This window comes from Candidatus Eisenbacteria bacterium, from assembly GCA_005893305.1.
Lineage (GTDB): Bacteria > Eisenbacteria > RBG-16-71-46 > SZUA-252 > SZUA-252 > WS-9.
In genome coordinates this window covers 1-17,884 of the sequence record VBOZ01000007.1, presented here as the reverse complement: position 1 = coordinate 17,884, position 17,884 = coordinate 1, and the positions used below count along the sequence as shown (strand labels likewise).

Sequence of the window (17,884 nt, the reverse complement as noted above, 5' to 3'; positions counted from 1 at the left end):
CCTAAGCTGCATGATACCGCATGAGCCAGAAAGGGCCGTCCCGGACACCGCTCCGAGCGCCGCGCCCGACGTCGCCCCGTTGGTTGTGCCCCCAAGGGATGATTCGGCGGAGCTCCTCGACGCCTACTCGCGGGCCGTCACCAGCGCCGTGGATTCGGTCGCCCCCTCCGTCGTTTCGATCGAGATGGAGCGCCGCGCGCGGGGAGGGTCGCGACGGGGAGGAAACGGGGGCGCCGGCTCCGGCTTCGTGTTCACGCCGGACGGGTTCATCCTGACCAACAGTCACGTCGTACATGACGCCGCCCGCATCGTGGTCGCGTTGCCCGACGGGCAGCGCCATGAAGCGGATCTTGTCGGCGATGACCCCGAAACGGACCTCGCGGTGGTGCGCATCACCGCGGCCCAGCTCACGCCCGCCCGCCTCGGCGATTCGCGGGACGTCCGCGTGGGTCAGCTGGTCGTCGCGATCGGCAGCCCCTACGGATTTCAGGCGACGGTCACGGCGGGAGTGGTGAGCGCGCTCGGCCGGTCGCTTCGGTCCGTGTCCGGAAGGCTGATCGACAACGTGATCCAGACCGACGCCGCGCTCAACCCTGGAAATTCGGGCGGCCCTCTTGTCACGACACAAGGAACCGTAATCGGTGTAAACTCAGCCGTCATTATGCCCGCGCAGGGCATCTGCTTCGCCATCGCGGTCAACACGGCCAAGCTGGTGGCGGGGCAGTTGATCCGTGATGGGCGCGTTCGCCGGAGCGCGATTGGAATCGCCGGCCAGAGCGTGCCGATCGCCCGGAAGGTGACGCGCTTCTTCCACCTGCCGTTCGAAAGCGGCGTGCGCGTGGAGGCCGTCGAGCCGGGAAGTCCTGCGGAGCAGGCCGGGTTCCGACCCGGCGATGTGATTGTGGCGTTCAGCGAAGCGCCCATTCGTGGGATCGACGACCTTCAGGCGAAGCTCACCGACCGTGAGGTCGGGGTCAGCTCCACGGTCAAGATCATTCGAGGAGTCGAGCGGCTCGACTTGGACGTCGTGCCCCGGGAATCCAAATCTTCTTGACGATCCTCTAAGAGACGCGTTCGCGCCTTAGAGACCTTAGGGAGGAACGCGTGTCGTGTGACATCCGGGGCGTCCCCTGCGGCGTCGCGCTCAGCTGCTTGCTACTATTCCACACGGCCATTCCCGCCCCGGCGCTCGCGGCGCAGACCAGCACGGCCTCCACGGTGAACCCCGACAGCGCTCTCGCGGGCGCCATGGCCCGGATCGAAGGGGCGCCCCTTACGCTCCAGGAGGCCATCAACGCGGCACTCCAGGGCGGCTCGACCGCGGCCCGGGCCGCCGCGGCCGCGCTCGCTGCGGCGCGGGGCACGCAGCGGCGGGAGCGCGGAGCGTTCGACCCCGAGCTGTTTCTTACCGGCGCGCGGACGAAAGACCATCAGCCGACGACATCCCCCTTCTCGGGCGCGGACGTGCTCGAGACGAAGCGGACCGCCGGCACCGGCGGGGCGAGGATCACGCTCCCCTTCGGCACCGACATCGAAGCCATCCTGGACGCCTCGAGGAGCGAGTCCAACTCCGCGTTCGCGGCGGTGAATCCCCAGTACGACGCGAACGGACGAATCCTGGTGCGCCAGCCCCTCCTCAAGGGTTTCGGTCCCGGTACCGGGAGCGAAGCCAAGGCCACGAAGCGCGAGACCGAGGCCGCGATGGCGCGCTACGACGACGTGATCCTCGGCGTGGAGGCTCTGGTCGAGCAGGTCTATTGGGATCTCTACGCCGCGGAGCGCGACCTCGCGGTCGGACGTCTCATCCGCGACCAGGCGCAGGCGCTCGCCACGCAGTCCGAGGTGAGGGCGCGCACCGGTCTCGTCGGGCCCAACGATCCGGCGAACGCCCGCGTCTTCCTCGCCGAGCGGGAACAGGCGGTGCTCGACCGCGAGGAGGATCTCGATCAGATCTCCGACCGGCTCGCGGCCTTGATCGGCCGCCGCCCATCCGGCGGGCTGCCCCGATATCATCCTGTCGACGACCCGCCCTCGAGCTTCGCGATCGAGCCCGAGGATTCCGTCGTCGCGCGCGCGCTGCGCGAGAACCGCGAGCTCCGGGCGAAAGAGCGCGATTGGGCCGCCGCGAAAGCCCGGACGCAGGGCGCCGCATGGAACCGGTTTCCCACGCTCAACTTCGTGGGGACTCTCGGTGGGCGAGGCCTCGCCGGCAAGGGACGAACGGTGATCTTCGGGACCGACACGCTCGTGACCAACATGAACGGAAACTTCGGCGACGCCTGGTCGCAGGTGAATCAGCGGGACTTTCCGACGTGGAGCGCGGGACTCGAGTTCTCGTTCCCGCTGTTCCTGCGCGAAGGGAGAGGGGAGCACGATCGTCTGCGCGCCGAGTCGGATCGGGCGGCCGAGGACTACGAGTCGGCGCGCCGCGTCCTGGAGGACGATGTTCGAAGCGCGCACCGGGCGCTCGTCCGGGCGGGGCGCCGGTTCGAAGCCGCGCAGAGCGGGGCGCAGGCCGCGCGAGAACAGGTGCGCATCGGCGTGCTTCAGTACAATAATGGACGTACCACCGCGTTCGAGCTGGTCCGTCTCGGGGCGGACCTGGCGTCGGCCCAGCAGCGGTACTCGTCCGCACTTGTGCGCACGGCAAAGGCCGCGGCGTCACTGCGATTCCTGACCTCAGGCACGTATCCGGCCAGAGCAACCAGCGGAGGGAATTCGAAGCCATGATCCTGGTCCCAAGTTTCTCGCGCGTCCGACTTCGCGTCGCGTTCGCGGTCATCGCGCTCGCCGCGGTCGGCTGCGCCCGCGGCGGGCCGGGGGGCGGTTTCTCCATGCCCCCGATGCCGGTCGAAACCGCCGTCGCTTCCAAAGAAACCGTCTTCGATCGATTCGAGGCAGTCGGCAGCATCGAGGCCGGGGACGCGATCACGGTCGCGACGGAAATCGCCGCGAACGTCGTCAGCCTTCCGTATCGAGAGGGGAGGCCCGTGGAGAAGGGAGCGCTCCTGGCGCAGCTCGACGACGCGCAGCCGAAGGCGGAAGTCGACCGGACCTCCGCGATTCGCGACCAGGCCCGCTCGACCTACGAGCGCGTAAAGAGCGTGGTCGAGCAGGGCGCCGGATCGGCGCAAGATCTCGACGACGCCGGGGCCGCATTGAAGGTCGCCGAGGCGAACCTCGCCCTCGCCGACACCCGGCTCTCGAAAGCTCAGATCAAGGCTCCCTTCGACGGCGTCGTCGGCTCGAAGCGCGTGAGCCCGGGCGCGTACTTGAAGGTGGGGGACGCGATCACCGACCTGGCCCGGATCTCCGAGCTGAAGGTCATCTTCTCGGCTCCCGAGCGGTACTTGGGAAGCTCAAGGCTGGCGCGCCCGTGTCGGTCTCGACGACCGCCTATCCCGGCTACGCCCTCTCGGGCCGGATCGACGTGATCGATCCCGTCCTCGACCCGGAGACCCGGAGCGCCCGCGTGACCGCGCGCGTGAGGAATCCGGGCGGCAAGTTCCGGCCGGGCATGTCGGCCAACGCTTCGGTCGTGCTGAGCGAGCGGATGAACGCGCTCACCATCCCGAACGAAGCGGTGTTCGCCGAGGGGAATCAGACGCTCGTGTACGTCGTGCAGGCCGATAGCACCGTCTCGCGCCGTGCCGTGACGCTCGGCACCCGCCTTTCCGACGAGGTGGAGGTGGTCCAGGGCCTGGAGCCTGGCCAGCGCGTGGTGGTGGCCGGGCACCAGAAGCTCTTCGAGACGGCCAAGGTAATCCCGATCCAGTCGCAGGGCGGTGGAGGCGCGGGCGGTGCGGGCGGTGGCGCGCCCGGCGGCGCCGCGGCCGGCGGCGCCAATGCGGGCAAGGGCGCGGCGCCCGGGAAGAGCCCCGCCGCGAAGCCGGGGGAGAAGAGCGGCAAATGAAGCTGAGCGAAGTCTCGATCCAGCGTCCCGTCGCCGCGACGGTCATGAGCCTCGCGATCATCCTGTTCGGGGTCATCGCGTTCTCACGCCTCCCCGTGCGCGAGTACCCCGACATCGACCCGCCGATCGTCTCGGTGACTACCTTCTACCGCGGCGCCAGCCCGAATGTCATCGAGACCGAGATCACCGACGTCCTGGAGGAGCAGTTCGCCACCCTGGAGGCGGTGAAGACCATCAATTCGTCGAGCCGGGAGCAGGGCTCGGTCATCACGATCGAGTTCGAGCTGTCGCGCGACGTGGAGCAGGCGGCCAACGATGTCCGCGATCGAGTGGCGCGCGTCCGAGGCCGGCTGCCGCGCGAGGCGGATGACCCGATCGTGGCGAAGGTGGACGTGAACGCGCAGCCGATCTTCTGGATCGCCCTGTCGAGCGACCGTCACAGCGGCCTCGAGCTGAGCGAGATGGCCGACGTCGTGCTCAAAGAGAGGCTCCAGCGGCTCCCCGGCGTCGGATCGGTGTTCATCGGCGGCGAGCGGCGTTACGCGATGCGCGTCTGGCTCGACTCGCAGCTCATGGCGAGCCATCGCGTCACGACCCAGGACGTCGAGCGCGCCGTCAGCTCCGAGAACGCGGAGATTCCGGGCGGACGCGTGGAGGGCACGAACCGCGAGTTCGCGGTCCGCACGCGAGGCGAGCTGACCAAGCCCGAGGAGTTCGCCTCGATCGTCATCGCGCAGCACGGTACCGACATCGTCCGCCTGGGCGACGTGGCCAGCGTCGAGGTCGGGCCGGAGGACGAGCGCACCGCGGCCCGCTGGAACGGGCAGCAGGCGGTCGGGCTCGGCATCGTGAAGCAGAAGAACGCGAGCACGCTGGAGGTGGCGGGCGAGGTTCGAAGGTCGCTTCCGGAGCTCCAGAAGCTCGTCCCGGCGGGAATGAAGCTCGACGTCGCCTACGATTCCTCGTCGTTCATTCAAGATTCGATCACCGAGGTCTCGCACACGATCGTGGTGGCGATGTGCCTCGTGGTGCTCGTCATTCTGATCTTCCTAAAGAGCTTCCGCGCGACGTTCATCCCCGCCGTCGCGATCCCGGTCTCGATCGTCGGCGCGCTCGCGGTGGCCTACTTCCTCGGATTCACGATCAACATCCTGACGCTGCTCGCATTGGTGCTCGCGATCGGGCTCGTGGTCGACGACGCCATCGTCATGCTCGAAAACGTCTATCGGCACATGGAGCTGGGAAAGCCGCGCCTCCGCGCCGCGCTCGACGGCGCCAACGAGATCGGCTTCGCGATCATGGCCACCACGATCTCGCTCGTCGCGGTCTTCATCCCCGTCGCCTTCCTGCAAGGAACGGTCGGCCGCCTCTTCAACGAGTTCGGGCTCACGGTGGCGGTCGCCGTTCTGATCTCGGGATTCGTCGCGCTTTCGCTCACGCCGATGCTCTGCTCGCGCATGCTCCGGCCGCTGCACGGCGGCGGGGACTCGTGGGCCTCGCGCACGTTCGACGGCTTCTTCCACTGGCTGAACACGTTCTACGACCGCCTCCTCCGCGGAGCGATTCGGAGCGCGTGGCGCGTGTTGGTGGTGGCGGGGATCTTCGTCGCCGTGAGCGTCGTGGCGTTCTTGCACATGCGGCAGGAGTTGGTCCCGGTCGAGGATCGGGGCGTGGGCTTCGGCATCGTGATCGCGCCGGAGGGCTCGACCCTCGAGTACACGGACCGCTACATGCGTGAAGTGGAGTCGATCCTCATGCCGCTCCCGGAGCGGAGGGGGCTCTTCACCGCGACCGGCCTTGGGTTCGGAGGGCCGGGCCGCGTGACGAACGGGTTCCTCTTCCTGAGCTTGAAGCCGATAGCCGAGCGGCCGAAGCAGTGGATCCCGACGCCGCTCCCGATCCTCTCCATGATCCAGGTGCCGATCTACCGCGCCAGGTCGCAGCAGGAGATCGTCCAGCAGCTCTTTCCCAGGCTCCTCGGCATCCCGGGCGTGCTCGCCTTCGTGATCAATCCGCCCAGCCTGGGCGGCAGCTTCTCCTCCTCGCCGGTCGAATACGTCCTCCAGGCGCAGGACTACGAAACGCTCGGCCAGGCCGTCGGGACCATGATGGGCGAGGCCCAGAAGCTCGGCTACCTCGTCAACCTCGACACGGACCTCAGGCTGAACAAGCCCCAGCTCGACATCGCGATCGACCGCGACCGCGCCGCGCAGGTCGGGGTCTCGGTGACCGACATCGGCGGCACGCTCGAGACCTTCCTGGGCGGCAAGGCAATCTCCGAGTTCAAGCGGGGAACCAAGCAATACGACGTGATCGCCCAGCTCAAGCCGACCGATCGGTCGACCCCGGCCGCGATCCCCGAGATCTATCTACGCGGGAACGGCGGGCTGGTGCAGCTGGCCAACGTGGTCAAGGTCCAGGAGACGGTGGCGCCGAAGGAGCTCAATCACTACAACCGGCAGCGGTCGGCGACGATCACGGCGAATCTCGTCCCAGGGGTCAGCCTCGGGAAAGCGCTCAACGATCTCGACCTGATCATGAGCACGAAGCTCCCGGCCGGAGTGAAGCGGGAGCTGGGCGGACAGTCGAAGGAATTCCGCGAGTCGAGCGGCAGCCTCTACTTCCTCTTCCTCCTGGCCGTCGTGTTCATCTACCTGGTGCTCGCGGCGCAGTTCGAGAGTTTCATCCATCCGCTCACGATTCTCCTCTCGGTTCCGCTCGCGGTCGTCGGGGCGATTATCTCGCTCTTCGTCTTCGGGCAGAGCATGAACATCTTCTCGCAGATCGGGCTCATCATGCTCATCGGGCTCGTCACGAAGAACTCGATTCTGATCGTGGAGTACGCGAACCAGCTTCGCGCCCGTGGGCTGGAGGTGACGGAGGCGGTCGTCGAAGCTTCCAAGATCCGGCTCCGCCCGATTCTCATGACCTCCTTCGCGACGATCTTCGGAGTGCTGCCCCTGGCGATGGGCCTTGGGGCCGGAGCCGAATCGCGTCGCCCGCTCGGCGTCGCGGTGGTCGGCGGGCTCCTCTTCTCGACCTTCCTGACGCTCCTTCTCGTTCCGGTCGTTTACCGGATTCTCGCGCGGTTCACGCACGTCCAGGCGCCGGAGATCGCAGCCGGCGTGAGCGGGGAGCCCGCGCGCCAGCGCGCCGCACCCAGCGGACACCCGGCGGGCCCGATCCCAATGGGCGAGCCGGCCGGCTCGCTCGGCGGCACTCGCAAGATCGACTGACGCCCGGTCGGCCGAAAACCCTTGCGGGACCGTCTCCTCCGGGGCAAGATAGCGGGCCGATACCGATCGTTCCCTCGCGAGGAGAATCGATGGTCGCGACCGTAGAGCATCACTCCCACGATCCCGTCCCGAGCCACTGGCCGATCATCACCGCGATCGGAGTGGGACTCATCCCGGTCGGCATCGTCGCGAGCGCGCACGGCTGGAAGGGCGGCCTCGCGGTGATCGCCGCGGGCCTATTCGTCGCCCTGAGCGGCGCCGGCCGCTGGTGGGGCGAGCTTCTGCGGGACAAATTCTTCGGACGGGACGCGGTGGAGGCGGATTCCCGCCTGAAGCGTATGTTCGCGTTCTTCATCGCTTCCGAGGCGATGATCTTCGGCGCCTTCTTCGCGGCCCTCTTTTACGCGCGGCACCACGCCAAGATCTGGCCGCCGGAAGGGATGCCGCACTTCGAGATCCTCGTCCCCGCGGTGAACACCGTCATCCTCCTCTCCAGCAGCGTGACGCTCCACCTGGGACACGTCGCGCTGGAGAAGGGCCGCAAGGACGGGATGATCGCCGCGCTCCTCATGACGATCTTTCTCGGCGCGCTCTTCCTGTGCGGCCAGGCCTACGAGTACGGATTTCTGAACGGCCTGGGATTCAACGTGAAGAGCACCATCTTCGGCACGACCTTTTTCATGCTCACCGGATTCCATGGCCTCCACGTGCTGGTCGGGATCATCTTCCTGAACGTGGTCTACGGGGCCGGGATCCGGAACCTCATGACGCCGGAGCAGCACTTCCCGTTCCTGGCCGCTTCCTGGTACTGGCACTTCGTCGACGCGGTGTGGATATGCGTGTTCACGATCGTCTACCTGCTCTAGCCCTCGCGGGCGTCCTCGCGCTCTCGCTCTGCTCCTGCCAGACGCTGGCGGGAAAGGGCGGCTCGCCCAAGGAGTTCGAAGAGCTGAAGCAGGCCCTGGCGGACAACCGGGCCGGGCTCAACCGCGCCGTCGCCGCGGGCGAGATCGACGGCGTGTCGCGCAGCCTCCAGGGGATCAGCACCCGCTTCGACGAGATCTGGGCGAAATCCTCGGCGATGAACCTCGTCGACCGGGAGCACCTGGCGATCGAGCTTGCGTCGGGCCGGAGGATGCTCACGTCGATCAACCAGTGGGTCAACTCGACTGACATGGACGCGATCCGGTCGGAGGTGGAGAAGCTGAATCCCGTTCTGGACGACGTCGACACGCTCCTCGACCACACCATCCGCGCCACCGCCGCCGACAACCCGGCCCCGGAAGGCTCCTAGGCAGGTTTCGATGGCCCCCGAGCCCACCGTCGACGCTCTGATCGACGAGGGGGACAAGGCGCTCGAGGCAGGCGAGTACGAGCGCGCCCTCCAATTGTTCGAGCAGGCGCTCCAGGCGGATCCCGAGCACTGGGGCGCCGCGCTGGGCAGGGTCGAAGCCCTCGAGATGCTCTGGCGGACCGCCGAGGCGCTGCGCTACGTGCGCGCCCTGACCCCTGCCACGACCGAGGAGGACGATCCGGAGCGCGTCGATCTCGAGGCCCGGATTCTCGAGGCGCGCGGCGAGTTCGCGGACGCTGACAAGCTCTTCGCCCGCGCGCACGAGCTTGCCCCGCGCGAATACCCCCTTCCCGTGCGGACGACCGCGGCGGACTTCCGCGCGATCCTCGACAAGGTGCTGGAGTCGCTCCCCGAGGTGATCCGCTCGGCGGTCGCGCAGGTTCCCGTCCTCGTGGAAGCCAAGCCGACGGCCGCGATCGCGGAGCGAGCCCCTCACATCACGCCGGAAGTGCTTGGGCTCTTCGTGGGCACGACCGTCGGAGAGATGGTCGTCGCTCCGTCCGGGTATCCGAACGTCGTGCTCCTCTATCAGCGGAACCTCGAACGGGCCGGGCGGTCGCGCTCGGAGGTGTCGAAGGAGATCAAGATCACGCTCCTCCACGAATATGGCCATTACCTGGGATTCGACGAAGAGGAGCTGGAGCACCTGGGGCTGGGATGATCCGGAGCGCGGATGAGATGAGCGGGCGATCGGTCGCGATCGTGGGCGGCGGCCCGATCGGGATCGAGGCGGCGCTCGAGGCGAGGCGGCGCGGATTCGACGTGACGGTCTACGAGGCCGATCGCGTCGGGGGCCATTTGCTTCGGTTCGGCCACGTCGGGCTCTTCACCCCGTTCCGGATGAATTCCACCGAAGCGGGAAGGGAAGCGTTGCGGGCGGCGGGCGTTTTGATTCCCGGGGACGATGATCTCCTGACGGCGTCGGAGCTGGTGGGGCGCTACCTCTCGCCGCTCGCGGGCCTGCCGGAGCTTCGGGGCTCGATTCGCGAGGGCGAGCGCGTGACGCACCTGGGCCGCGAGGGCTTCTCGAAGCCGCGGGGAATCGCCTCAACGGGTGATCGGGGCCGGGAAGGGGCGCCGTTCCTGATCCGCGTCGAGACACCGGATCGGCTGGCCCGGCTCGATCGCGCCGACTTCGTGATCGATGCGAGCGGGGTCTACGCGAATCCGAACGCCACGGGGCCGGGTGGGCTCCCGGCCCTCGGCGAGGACCGGCTGGGCGATCGGATCGATCGGTGGATTCCCGCGATGCGCGGCGAGGCGAAGGATCGGTACCGAGACAAGACGATCCTCCTGATCGGCGATGGCCACTCCGCGGCGACCTTCCTCGCGGAGATGGGCGCGCTCGCGCGAGAGGGGCGGACCGGTGGAATCCAGGTCCACTGGGTGCTCCCCGAGCGCAACGGGGAAGAATTCTTCCCCGCGATCGAGGACGACCCGCTTCCCGCGCGCCGCGATCTGGCGGCGAGCGCGAACTCGGTGGTCCGCTCCGCGGCCTGGATCACGCGCCATCCGGGAGCGATCGTCGACTCCTACGACGACACGTGGGGCGGCCGCCTGCGCGTCCGGCTTCGATATCCGGCCGGCGAGGAGCGCCGGATCGAGGTGGACCGCGTTCTCGCGCTCGTCGGTTACCGGCCCGACACGGCGATCTACCGGGAGCTTCAAGTCCATCTCTGCTACGCGTCGGAGGGTCCGATGAGCCTGGCCGCGGCCGTCCTTAGTGCGGGTCTGAAAGCTCCCGGCCAGGCCGGCGACTGCCTCTCCCAGGTCGCCCACGGGCCCGAGTCGTTGAGGACTCCCGAGCCCGGGTTCTTCATCCTGGGCGCGAAGAGCTACGGGCGGAATCCCGCGTTCCTGCTCACGATCGGGCACCGGCAAATCATGGACGCACTTTCGCTTCTGGGCGCGGAACAAGCGCTTCCCGGCCGTCCTCTTTCACGGTTGCGCCCCCAGGGCCGGGGCGTACAATGATCGGGTTAAACCGCAATCTGGCGCCCTGCCGCTAACCACCAGGCAGGGCGCCGTTTCGCCAGCCAAACAGGGGGTCCGCGCAATGGCCTTAGTTGCCGAAGAAATTCGAAATCCCTTCCAGATCGCCCAGATGCAGTTCGATATCGCCGCCAACATGCTCAACCTCGAGGATGGAATCCGGCTCAAGCTGCGCGTCCCGCGGCGCTGCCTGACCGTCTCCGTCCCCTTCGAGATGGACGACGGAACGTGGCGCGTCGTGACCGGCCACCGCGTGCAGCACGACGTCTCCCGCGGTCCCGCGAAGGGCGGCATCCGGTTCCACCCGCAGGTCACGCTGGACGAGGTGAAGGCGCTCGCCGCGTGGATGACCTGGAAGTGCGCTGTCGTGAACCTCCCGTACGGAGGCGCGAAGGGCGGCATCGAGGTCGATCCCAAGGTGCTCTCGATGCACGAGCTGGAGCGGATGACCCGCCGCTACACGAACGAGATCGCGATCATCATCGGCCCGGAGAAGGACATCCCCGCCCCGGACGTCTACACCGACGCTCAGGTGATGGCGTGGATCATGGATACGTTCACCATGCGCCAGGGCTTCGCGTCCCCGGGCGTTGTGACCGGGAAGCCGATTTCCCTCGGCGGATCGCTCGGCCGGCGCGAGGCGACGGCGAGGGGCTGCACCGTCACGATCGAAGAGGCGTGCAAGCACCTGGGTCTCAAGCTCGCGGGTCTCACCGTGGCGATCCAGGGATACGGGAACGCCGGCTCGATCGCGCACGATCTGCTCCACGCGCGCGGCGCGAAGGTGGTCGCGGTGAGCGACTCCCGCGGCGGGATCCAGAGCTCGAAGGGGCTCGACCCGGCGGCGGTGCAGGCGCACAAGAAGAATGCGGGGAGCGTCGTCGGCATGCCTGGAACCGAGAAGATCACGAACCACGATCTGCTCGAGCTCAAGGTCGACGTCCTGGTCCCGGCCGCCCTGGAGAATCAGATCACCGAGGAGAACGCGCCCCGGATCCGTCCCAAGATCCTGGCCGAGGCCGCCAACGGGCCGACGACGCCCGAGGCCGATCCGATCCTGCACGAGAACGGTGTCTTCCTGATCCCGGACATCCTGGCGAACGCGGGCGGCGTCACGGTCTCCTACTTCGAGTGGGTACAGGACCTCGCGAACTATTTCTGGAGCGAGGAAGAGGTGAACCAGAAGCTCGAGACCGTCATGCGCCGGTCGTTCGCGGATGTGTCCGCGCTCGCGCAGAAGCACCATGTCCACATGCGCACCGCGGCCTACATGCTGGGCGTCGGGCGGGTGGCGGAGGCGACGCGGCTCCGAGGGCTGTACGGATGAAACCGAAGACGGGCAGCACAGCCGCGCCGAAGCCGAGCAGCGCCGCGGCGCCCAAGGCCAAGCCAAGCCAGAGTGCCCCGGACGACTTCCTGAAGATCCGCGGGACCGACCACGTCGAGTTCTACGTCGGGAACGCGAAGCAGGCGGCGTACTACTACGCGCACGCCTTCGGGCTCTCCGCCGCGGCGTACGGCGGCCTCGAGACGGGGCTCCGAGACCGCGCCTCGTACGTGCTCCAGCAGGGGAAGGTCCGGCTGGTCCTGACCGCGGCGCTCGGGCCGGACGGTCCGATCGCGGACCACGTCCAGCGGCACGGGGACGGCGTCCGGGACATCGCGCTTGACGTCGAGGACGTCGACCGGGCGTGGGAGGGCACCACGAAACGCGGCGCACGCTCGATCCAGGAGCCCCACGACGTCCAGGACGAGCACGGCGTGATTCGCCGGGCGGCGATCGCCACCTACGGCGACACGATCCACTCCTTCATCGACCGGTCGAACTACAAGGGCGCGTTCCTTCCCGGCTATCGCTCGACCGGCGCCAGGGTCGAGCCCGGCCCGCTCCTCTACATCGACCACATGGTCGGGAACGTGGCGCTGGGGGACATGAACCGCTACGTCGCCTACTACCGCGACGTCATGGGGTTCAGCCAATTCCAGCATTTCGACGACAAGGACATCTCCACCGAATACTCCGCGCTCATGTCGAAGGTGATGGCGGACGGATCGGGCCGGATCAAGTTCCCGATCAACGAGCCGGCCGAGGGAAAACGGAAATCCCAGATCGAGGAGTACCTCGATTTCTACCGCGGCCCGGGCGTGCAGCACATCGCGCTCGCGACGGCGGACATCATCGACACCGTGGCGCGGCTTCGCGACAGCGGCGTGGCGTTCCTCACGGTTCCGCCCGCGTACTACGAGATGCTCCCGTCGCGCGTCGGGACGACCGAGAACATCGACACGCTCGCGGGCCTGGGAATCCTCGTCGACCGGGACGAGGAGGGCTACCTCCTCCAGCTGTTCACCAAACCGGTCGAGGACCGTCCGACCGTCTTCTACGAGATCATCCAGCGAAAGGGAAGCCGCGGCTTCGGAAAGGGGAACTTCAAGGCCCTCTTCGAGGCGATCGAGCGGGAACAGGCTCTCCGAGGCAACCTCTAACTCCCCGATGCGTCTGGTCTCCTTCTCTCCGAAGGGGGCGGGCTCCCGTGCGTTGGGCGCGCTCGAGGACGGCTCCGTTCTCGAGCTGGCGCGAGCCGCCGCGGCCCTGGATATTCCCGATTCGGGCCCCGCGCTCCTCGCCACGATGGAATCGTTGCTCTCGGACTGGGACCGGGGTCTCGCCGCCGCGCGCGACACCTTCGCCCGCGCGGAGCGCGCGGCCGGGGAGCGGCTCGATCTCCTGTCCGCGGCCCGGCACGAGCTCCAGTCGGTCGTGTTCCATTCCCCCGTCGCCCGCCCGCCCACCGTGCGCGATTTCTACGCGTTCGAAACCCACGTCCGAAACGCCCGCGCGCGCCGCGGGCTGCCCGTGCCGCCCGAGTGGTACGAATTCCCGGTCTTCTACTTCTCGAATCCCGGCGCGCTCATGGGGCACGGCGAGCCGGTCCGGAAGCCCGCCACGACCGAGGCGCTCGACTATGAGCTCGAGATCGCCTGCGTGATCGGCAAGCAGGCCCGGGACGTGCGCGCCGAGGACTGGCGCTCGGTGGTGGCGGGCTTCACGATCATGAACGACTGGAGCGCGCGCGACGTGCAGCGCCGCGAGATGGCGGTCGGCCTGGGCCCGGCCAAGGGGAAGGACTTCGCGACCTCGCTCGGCCCGTCGCTCGTGACGCTGGACGAGCTGGAGCCGCGCCGCCAGGGAGATCGGCACGATCTCGCGATGGAGGCGCGCGTCAACGGGCGGACGCTCTCCACGGGGAACGCGCGAGACATGCACTACACGTTCGGGCATATGATTGCGAGGGCATCGCAGGACGTGTATCTTTTTCCCGGCGATGTGATCGGGTCGGGCACCGTGGGGGGCGGGTGCCTCCTCGAGCTGGGACCCGAGGTCCACCGCTGGCTTCAACCCGGCGACGAGGTGACGCTCGAGATCGAGCGCCTGGGCGCCCTGACGAACCGAATCGTCTGATCTCCCTCGCGAGGTAACGTCATGCCGATTTATCACACCCTGGGGCAGGTCCCGCACAAACGACACACCCAGTTCCGCCGCCCGGACGGGAAGCTCTACACCGAGCAGCTGATGGGATCGCGCGGATTCTCGGGACGCTCCTCGTTGATCTACCACTACAACATGCCGACCCAGGCCCGCCAGATCCGAAAGATCCAGGATTGCCGCGTGACCTATTCGGACGAGCAGGGCCTCCGTCACCACCACTTCAAGACCAAGGACCTGAAGAAGAGCGGGGACCCGGTGAGCTCGCGCGTCGTCCTTCTCCACAACAACGATGTCTCGATGGCGATCGCCGTCCCCGACCAGAAGATGACCTACTACTACCGGAACGGGCAGGGCGACGACATGTACTACGTCCATGAGGGGACCGGGCGAATCCAGACGATCTTCGGCGAGCTCCACTATCGGCCGGGGGACTACGTCGTGATCCCGCGCGGGACGAGCTACATGTTCCACCCGAGCGGCGACGCGCAGCGGTATCTGGTGATCGAATCGGCCTCCTCGATCGAGACCCCGAAGCGGTATCGGAACGAGTACGGTCAGCTCCTCGAGCACGCGCCGTTCTCGGAGCGCGACATCCGGAGGCCGGAGCGCCTCGAGACGTTCACGGACCAAGGCAAGTTCGAGGTCCGGATCAAGGCGCGGGACCAGATCACCGCGTACGAATTCGATTTCCACCCGCTGGACGTCGCCGGCTGGGACGGATTCCTCTATCCCTACATCTTCAACATCGAGGACTTCGAGCCGATCACGGGTCGGGTCCACATGCCGCCGCCCACGCACCAATGCTTCGAGGGTCGGAATTTCGTGGTCTGCTCGTTCGTGCCCCGCATGTACGACTACCATCCGCTCTCGGTGCCCGTTCCGTACAACCACTCCAACGTGGACTCCGACGAGGTGCTCTACTACGTGAACGGGAATTTCATGAGCCGGCGCGGGATCGAGGTCGGCTCCTTCACGCTTCACCCGTCGGGGATCCCGCACGGGCCCCACCCGGGCGCGGCCGAGGCGTCCCTGGGCGCCAAGGAGACGAAGGAGCTCGCGGTGATGCTCGACACGTTCTACCCGCTCAACGTCACGAAGGACGCCGAGTCCTACGACGACAAGGCCTATCCCTACTCCTGGCTCGAGCCCACGGGCGGATTCACGGGCGAAGGCGCGACGGGGTGAGGCCATAGCCGGTGGGAGCTCCACCCCCGGCGACTTCCGGGGGATCGACCCCAAAGGGGTCCCGCCGGGAGAGTTTTATTCCCTTCTGACGGCCTGCGTCGTCCCGCGGCCGATCGCGTTCGTCTCCTCCCTGTCGAAGAACGGCATCCCGAATCTGGCGCCGTTCTCGTTCTTCAACGCGGGAGGCGCCAACCCACCCTCGGTCGTCTTCATGCCGGTCACGAGCGGCGTCAGCCGGGACAAGGACACGCTCCACAACGTGCGCGCGACCGGGGAGTACGTGATCCACATCGTCCGGTTCGAGATCCGCGAGCGGATGAACCAGGCCTCCGCCGACTATCCGCCCGAGGTGGACGAGTTCGTGGAAGCCGGTTTCACGAAGGCGCCCAGCGTCAAGGTGAAGCCGTGGCGCGCCGTCGAGTGCCCGATCGCGATGGAGTGCCGCCTCTTCAAGATCGTGGAGCACGGCGCCGGCCCCTACCATGCGAACTACGTTATCGGGGAGGTCGTCTTCCTCCACATCGCCGAGGCGGTGTTCACCGAGGGCCGCGTGGACGCCGCCAAGCTCGACGCGATCGCGCGGCTCGGCGGGCCGCTCTACACACGCGTGACGCGGGAGACGATCTTCAGCATGCCGAGGCCGACCATCCCGGGCGGATGACCCCTGACGGTGTCAACGTAAGGAGGAGAGAGATGACCCTTCGGATCGTTTTGTCGGCGCTCACGCTCCTGGGCTCGGCCGCCGCCGCGCCGGTCGTGCCCGCGGAGACCATCACCCAGGCGACACTCGGCGAGACCGGCCAGAAGACGGAGGAGATCTCGACCGAGGAGCTTAAGCAGGTCCTCGCCGACAAGAGCGCCACGGTGCTCGACGCGCGCCCGTCCCGGGAATTCGCGATGAGCCACATCCCGGGCGCCCTCAACGTGGCGGCGAAGCCCGGCGTTGCGATGTCCGCCTACGTATCCGACGTCGCCGAGATCAGCCGTCTCCTCGACGGGAAGAAAGACGCCCCACTCGTGCTTTACTGCAACGGTCCCTTCTGCGGGAAGAGCAAACGTCTCGCCGACGAGCTCTTGGCCGCCGGCTTCACCGACGTTCGGCGCTATCAGCTGGGCATTCCGGTCTGGCGGGCCCTCGGGGGAGTGACCGTGATCGAGCCGGAGGGGCTCCAGCACGTGATCGCGGACGACCGGACGGCGGTCCTGATCGACGTGCGCGAGGCGGACGCCTTCCGCGCCGGCTCCCTTCCGGGCGCCCGGAACATCCCGCGCAGCCTGGTCCTCGAGGGAAAGGACGTCGGCGAGGTCAAGCGGGCCAAGGACGACGGGCGGCTGCCGATGGAGGACCACAACACGCGGATCATCGTCTTGGGGGGCGATCCGGGAATGGCGCGCACGGTGGCCGAAGCGATCACCCACGAGGCGTTCCAGAACGTGGCCTACTTCGCCGGGACGTACGCCGAGGCTAAAGCGGCCGCTAGGCCTTGACGGCCGCGCACGAGCGCGCGAAGGACACGAGGCGGGTGAGCCCCTCCTGGAGCTCCGCCTCCGAAACACAGAACGCGATCCGGACCCGGCTCCGGGCCTTCGGATTGATCGGGTAGTCCGGGGCGCCGGCGGCGGTCATCTCGCCTTCCGGGAGCCCGTCGGGCCCGATGCGCGGCGCGAGAGCGAACCCCGAGGCGGGCGCCACCGCCACCCGATGCTCCCGCAAGAGCCGCACCGCGAACTCGTCCGCGTCCAGCCCCGTCGACCGGACGTCCGCGAGCACGTAGAAGGCGCCCTCGGGGGTGTAGTCGACCAGCCCCGCCGGTCGGAGGATCGACAGCGCGAGATCACGCCGGCGCCGGTAGGCGTCCCGCATCGAAGCGATCGTCGTCTCGTCGGGGAGCACCGCCAGCCCTCCCCATTGGATCGGCGTGGCGGTCGAGGCCACCAGCGGCTCCTGGATCTTCCGGAGAACGTTGGCGATCAGGAGATTCGGAGCGGCCATGTACCCCAGGCGAAAGCCGGTCATCGCGTACGATTTCGAGAACGTGAAGAGCGAGAAGACGCGCCGCGCCGACTCGGGCAGATCGCGCTCGAACGAGGCGAGCGAGACGTGCGCCGCGTCGAAGACGATGTCCTCGTACGCCTCGTCGCTGATGATCCAGAGATCGCGCTCCCGTGCGACGGCGTAGAGCGCGCGGAGCGTCGCCTCGGGAATCACGGCTCCGGTGGGGTTGCTCGGGCTGTTGATCAGGATGGCCCGCGTCTTCGGCGTGATCGCGCGGCGCACGCCCTCCACGTCCGGCTGGTAGCCCGCCCCGAGGGGATAGAAGATCGGGATCGCGCTCGCCAGGAGGGTCTGCTGGACGTAGTTGGGCCAGTAGATCTCGGGGAGGAGCATCCCGTCGCCGGGATGGAGCGCGATCTCCATCGCGGCGAGCAGCGCCTCCGTCGAGCCGGGCGTGACGACGATCTGCTCCGTGGCCGCGGCGATGCCGTTCTTTCGCGTCACCTTCCGCGCTAAGGCGACGCGCAGCTCATGGACGCCGACGCTCGGGGGGTAGTGTGTCTTCCCCTCGCGCATCGCCCGAGCGGTCGCCTCGATGGCGGCCTCCGGCGGCGCGAAGTCGGGATCGCCGACGTGGAGACGGATGACGCGGCCGCCTCCCGAGCGCTCGAGCTCGTCCGCGAGGCGAAACATGACGCGGATCGGGGAGAAGGGAATC

At 67.9% G+C, this 17,884-nt stretch carries 15 protein-coding genes; 14 read left to right on the top strand and 1 reads right to left on the bottom strand.

Annotation, left to right across the window (positions count from 1 at the left end; all coding sequences use genetic code 11):
• Positions 1–10: 10 nt before the first annotated feature.
• From E6K79_01150 to E6K79_01085, 14 genes are all read left to right on the top strand, one after another.
• Positions 11–1,054: a trypsin-like serine protease gene (locus E6K79_01150; protein ID TMQ66889.1), complete on the top strand. Its 1,044-nt coding sequence runs from the start codon at positions 11–13 to the stop codon at positions 1,052–1,054.
• Between the two features lie 50 nt (positions 1,055–1,104).
• Positions 1,105–2,730: a TolC family protein gene (locus E6K79_01145; GenBank protein ID TMQ66888.1), complete on the top strand. Its 1,626-nt coding sequence runs from the start codon at positions 1,105–1,107 to the stop codon at positions 2,728–2,730.
• Complete coding sequence (locus E6K79_01140) at positions 2,690–3,913, top strand: efflux RND transporter periplasmic adaptor subunit (GenBank protein TMQ66887.1); 1,224 nt, start codon at positions 2,690–2,692, stop codon at positions 3,911–3,913. Before E6K79_01145 ends, E6K79_01140 begins: the two co-directional genes overlap by 41 nt.
• The gene (locus E6K79_01135; protein ID TMQ66886.1) at positions 3,910–7,149 is read left to right on the top strand and encodes an efflux RND transporter permease subunit; all 3,240 of its coding nucleotides are present in this window, start codon (positions 3,910–3,912) and stop codon (positions 7,147–7,149) included. Before E6K79_01140 ends, E6K79_01135 begins: the two co-directional genes overlap by 4 nt.
• Positions 7,150–7,238: 89 nt before the next feature.
• Positions 7,239–8,015, top strand: coding sequence for a cytochrome c oxidase subunit 3 (locus E6K79_01130; protein TMQ66885.1), 777 nt, complete (start codon positions 7,239–7,241; stop codon positions 8,013–8,015).
• The gene (locus E6K79_01125; protein ID TMQ66884.1) at positions 7,985–8,443 is read left to right on the top strand and encodes a hypothetical protein; all 459 of its coding nucleotides are present in this window, start codon (positions 7,985–7,987) and stop codon (positions 8,441–8,443) included. The genes E6K79_01130 and E6K79_01125 overlap by 31 nt, the downstream gene beginning before the upstream one ends.
• 10 nt (positions 8,444–8,453) lie before the next feature.
• The gene (locus E6K79_01120) at positions 8,454–9,164 is read left to right on the top strand and encodes a tetratricopeptide repeat protein (protein ID TMQ66883.1); all 711 of its coding nucleotides are present in this window, start codon (positions 8,454–8,456) and stop codon (positions 9,162–9,164) included.
• A complete protein-coding gene (locus E6K79_01115; GenBank protein ID TMQ66882.1) occupies positions 9,161–10,477 on the top strand; it encodes a hypothetical protein in 1,317 nt (438 codons plus the stop codon). The genes E6K79_01120 and E6K79_01115 overlap by 4 nt, the downstream gene beginning before the upstream one ends.
• A gap of 82 nt (positions 10,478–10,559) precedes the next feature.
• Positions 10,560–11,822 carry a Glu/Leu/Phe/Val dehydrogenase gene (locus E6K79_01110; protein ID TMQ66881.1) on the top strand — a complete coding sequence of 421 codons (1,263 nt, stop codon included), beginning with the start codon at positions 10,560–10,562 and terminating at the stop codon, positions 11,820–11,822.
• The gene (gene hppD / locus E6K79_01105) at positions 11,819–12,982 is read left to right on the top strand and encodes a 4-hydroxyphenylpyruvate dioxygenase (protein TMQ66880.1); all 1,164 of its coding nucleotides are present in this window, start codon (positions 11,819–11,821) and stop codon (positions 12,980–12,982) included. Before E6K79_01110 ends, hppD begins: the two co-directional genes overlap by 4 nt.
• 7 nt (positions 12,983–12,989) lie before the next feature.
• Positions 12,990–13,958 carry a fumarylacetoacetate hydrolase family protein gene (locus tag E6K79_01100; GenBank protein TMQ66879.1) on the top strand — a complete coding sequence of 323 codons (969 nt, stop codon included), beginning with the start codon at positions 12,990–12,992 and terminating at the stop codon, positions 13,956–13,958.
• A 21-nt stretch (positions 13,959–13,979) separates the two neighbouring features.
• Positions 13,980–15,170 (top strand): homogentisate 1,2-dioxygenase, encoded by a 1,191-nt coding sequence (locus E6K79_01095; protein TMQ66878.1) that lies wholly within the window; start codon positions 13,980–13,982, stop codon positions 15,168–15,170.
• 4 nt (positions 15,171–15,174) lie between these two features.
• Positions 15,175–15,831 (top strand): flavin reductase family protein, encoded by a 657-nt coding sequence (locus E6K79_01090; protein TMQ66877.1) that lies wholly within the window; start codon positions 15,175–15,177, stop codon positions 15,829–15,831.
• A gap of 32 nt (positions 15,832–15,863) precedes the next feature.
• Positions 15,864–16,658 (top strand): sulfur transferase, encoded by a 795-nt coding sequence (locus E6K79_01085; GenBank protein TMQ66876.1) that lies wholly within the window; start codon positions 15,864–15,866, stop codon positions 16,656–16,658.
• On the opposite strand, the gene E6K79_01080 is transcribed toward E6K79_01085, so the two are convergent.
• The gene (locus E6K79_01080; GenBank protein ID TMQ66875.1) at positions 16,648–17,859 is read right to left on the bottom strand and encodes an aminotransferase class I/II-fold pyridoxal phosphate-dependent enzyme; all 1,212 of its coding nucleotides are present in this window, start codon (positions 17,857–17,859) and stop codon (positions 16,648–16,650) included. The two genes, E6K79_01085 and E6K79_01080, sit on opposite strands and share 11 nt — an antisense overlap.
• Positions 17,860–17,884: the final 25 nt, after the last annotated feature.

Excerpts from the sequence above, each read along its gene's own strand:
- E6K79_01135 (TMQ66886.1), top strand. The coding sequence starts at position 3,910 with ATGAAGCTGAGCGAAGTCTCGATCCAGCGTCCCGTCGCCGCGACGGTC.
- E6K79_01120 (TMQ66883.1), top strand. The coding sequence starts at position 8,454 with ATGGCCCCCGAGCCCACCGTCGACGCTCTGATCGACGAGGGGGACAAG.
- E6K79_01110 (TMQ66881.1), top strand. The coding sequence starts at position 10,560 with ATGGCCTTAGTTGCCGAAGAAATTCGAAATCCCTTCCAGATCGCCCAG.
- E6K79_01130 (TMQ66885.1), top strand. The coding sequence starts at position 7,239 with ATGGTCGCGACCGTAGAGCATCACTCCCACGATCCCGTCCCGAGCCAC.
- E6K79_01125 (TMQ66884.1), top strand. The coding sequence starts at position 7,985 with ATGCGTGTTCACGATCGTCTACCTGCTCTAGCCCTCGCGGGCGTCCTC.
- E6K79_01150 (TMQ66889.1), top strand. The coding sequence starts at position 11 with ATGATACCGCATGAGCCAGAAAGGGCCGTCCCGGACACCGCTCCGAGC.
- E6K79_01115 (TMQ66882.1), top strand. The coding sequence starts at position 9,161 with ATGATCCGGAGCGCGGATGAGATGAGCGGGCGATCGGTCGCGATCGTG.
- E6K79_01100 (TMQ66879.1), top strand. The coding sequence starts at position 12,990 with ATGCGTCTGGTCTCCTTCTCTCCGAAGGGGGCGGGCTCCCGTGCGTTG.
- E6K79_01080 (TMQ66875.1), bottom strand. The coding sequence starts at position 17,859 with ATGTTTCGCCTCGCGGACGAGCTCGAGCGCTCGGGAGGCGGCCGCGTC.
- E6K79_01095 (TMQ66878.1), top strand. The coding sequence starts at position 13,980 with ATGCCGATTTATCACACCCTGGGGCAGGTCCCGCACAAACGACACACC.
- E6K79_01085 (TMQ66876.1), top strand. The coding sequence starts at position 15,864 with ATGACCCTTCGGATCGTTTTGTCGGCGCTCACGCTCCTGGGCTCGGCC.
- hppD (TMQ66880.1), top strand. The coding sequence starts at position 11,819 with ATGAAACCGAAGACGGGCAGCACAGCCGCGCCGAAGCCGAGCAGCGCC.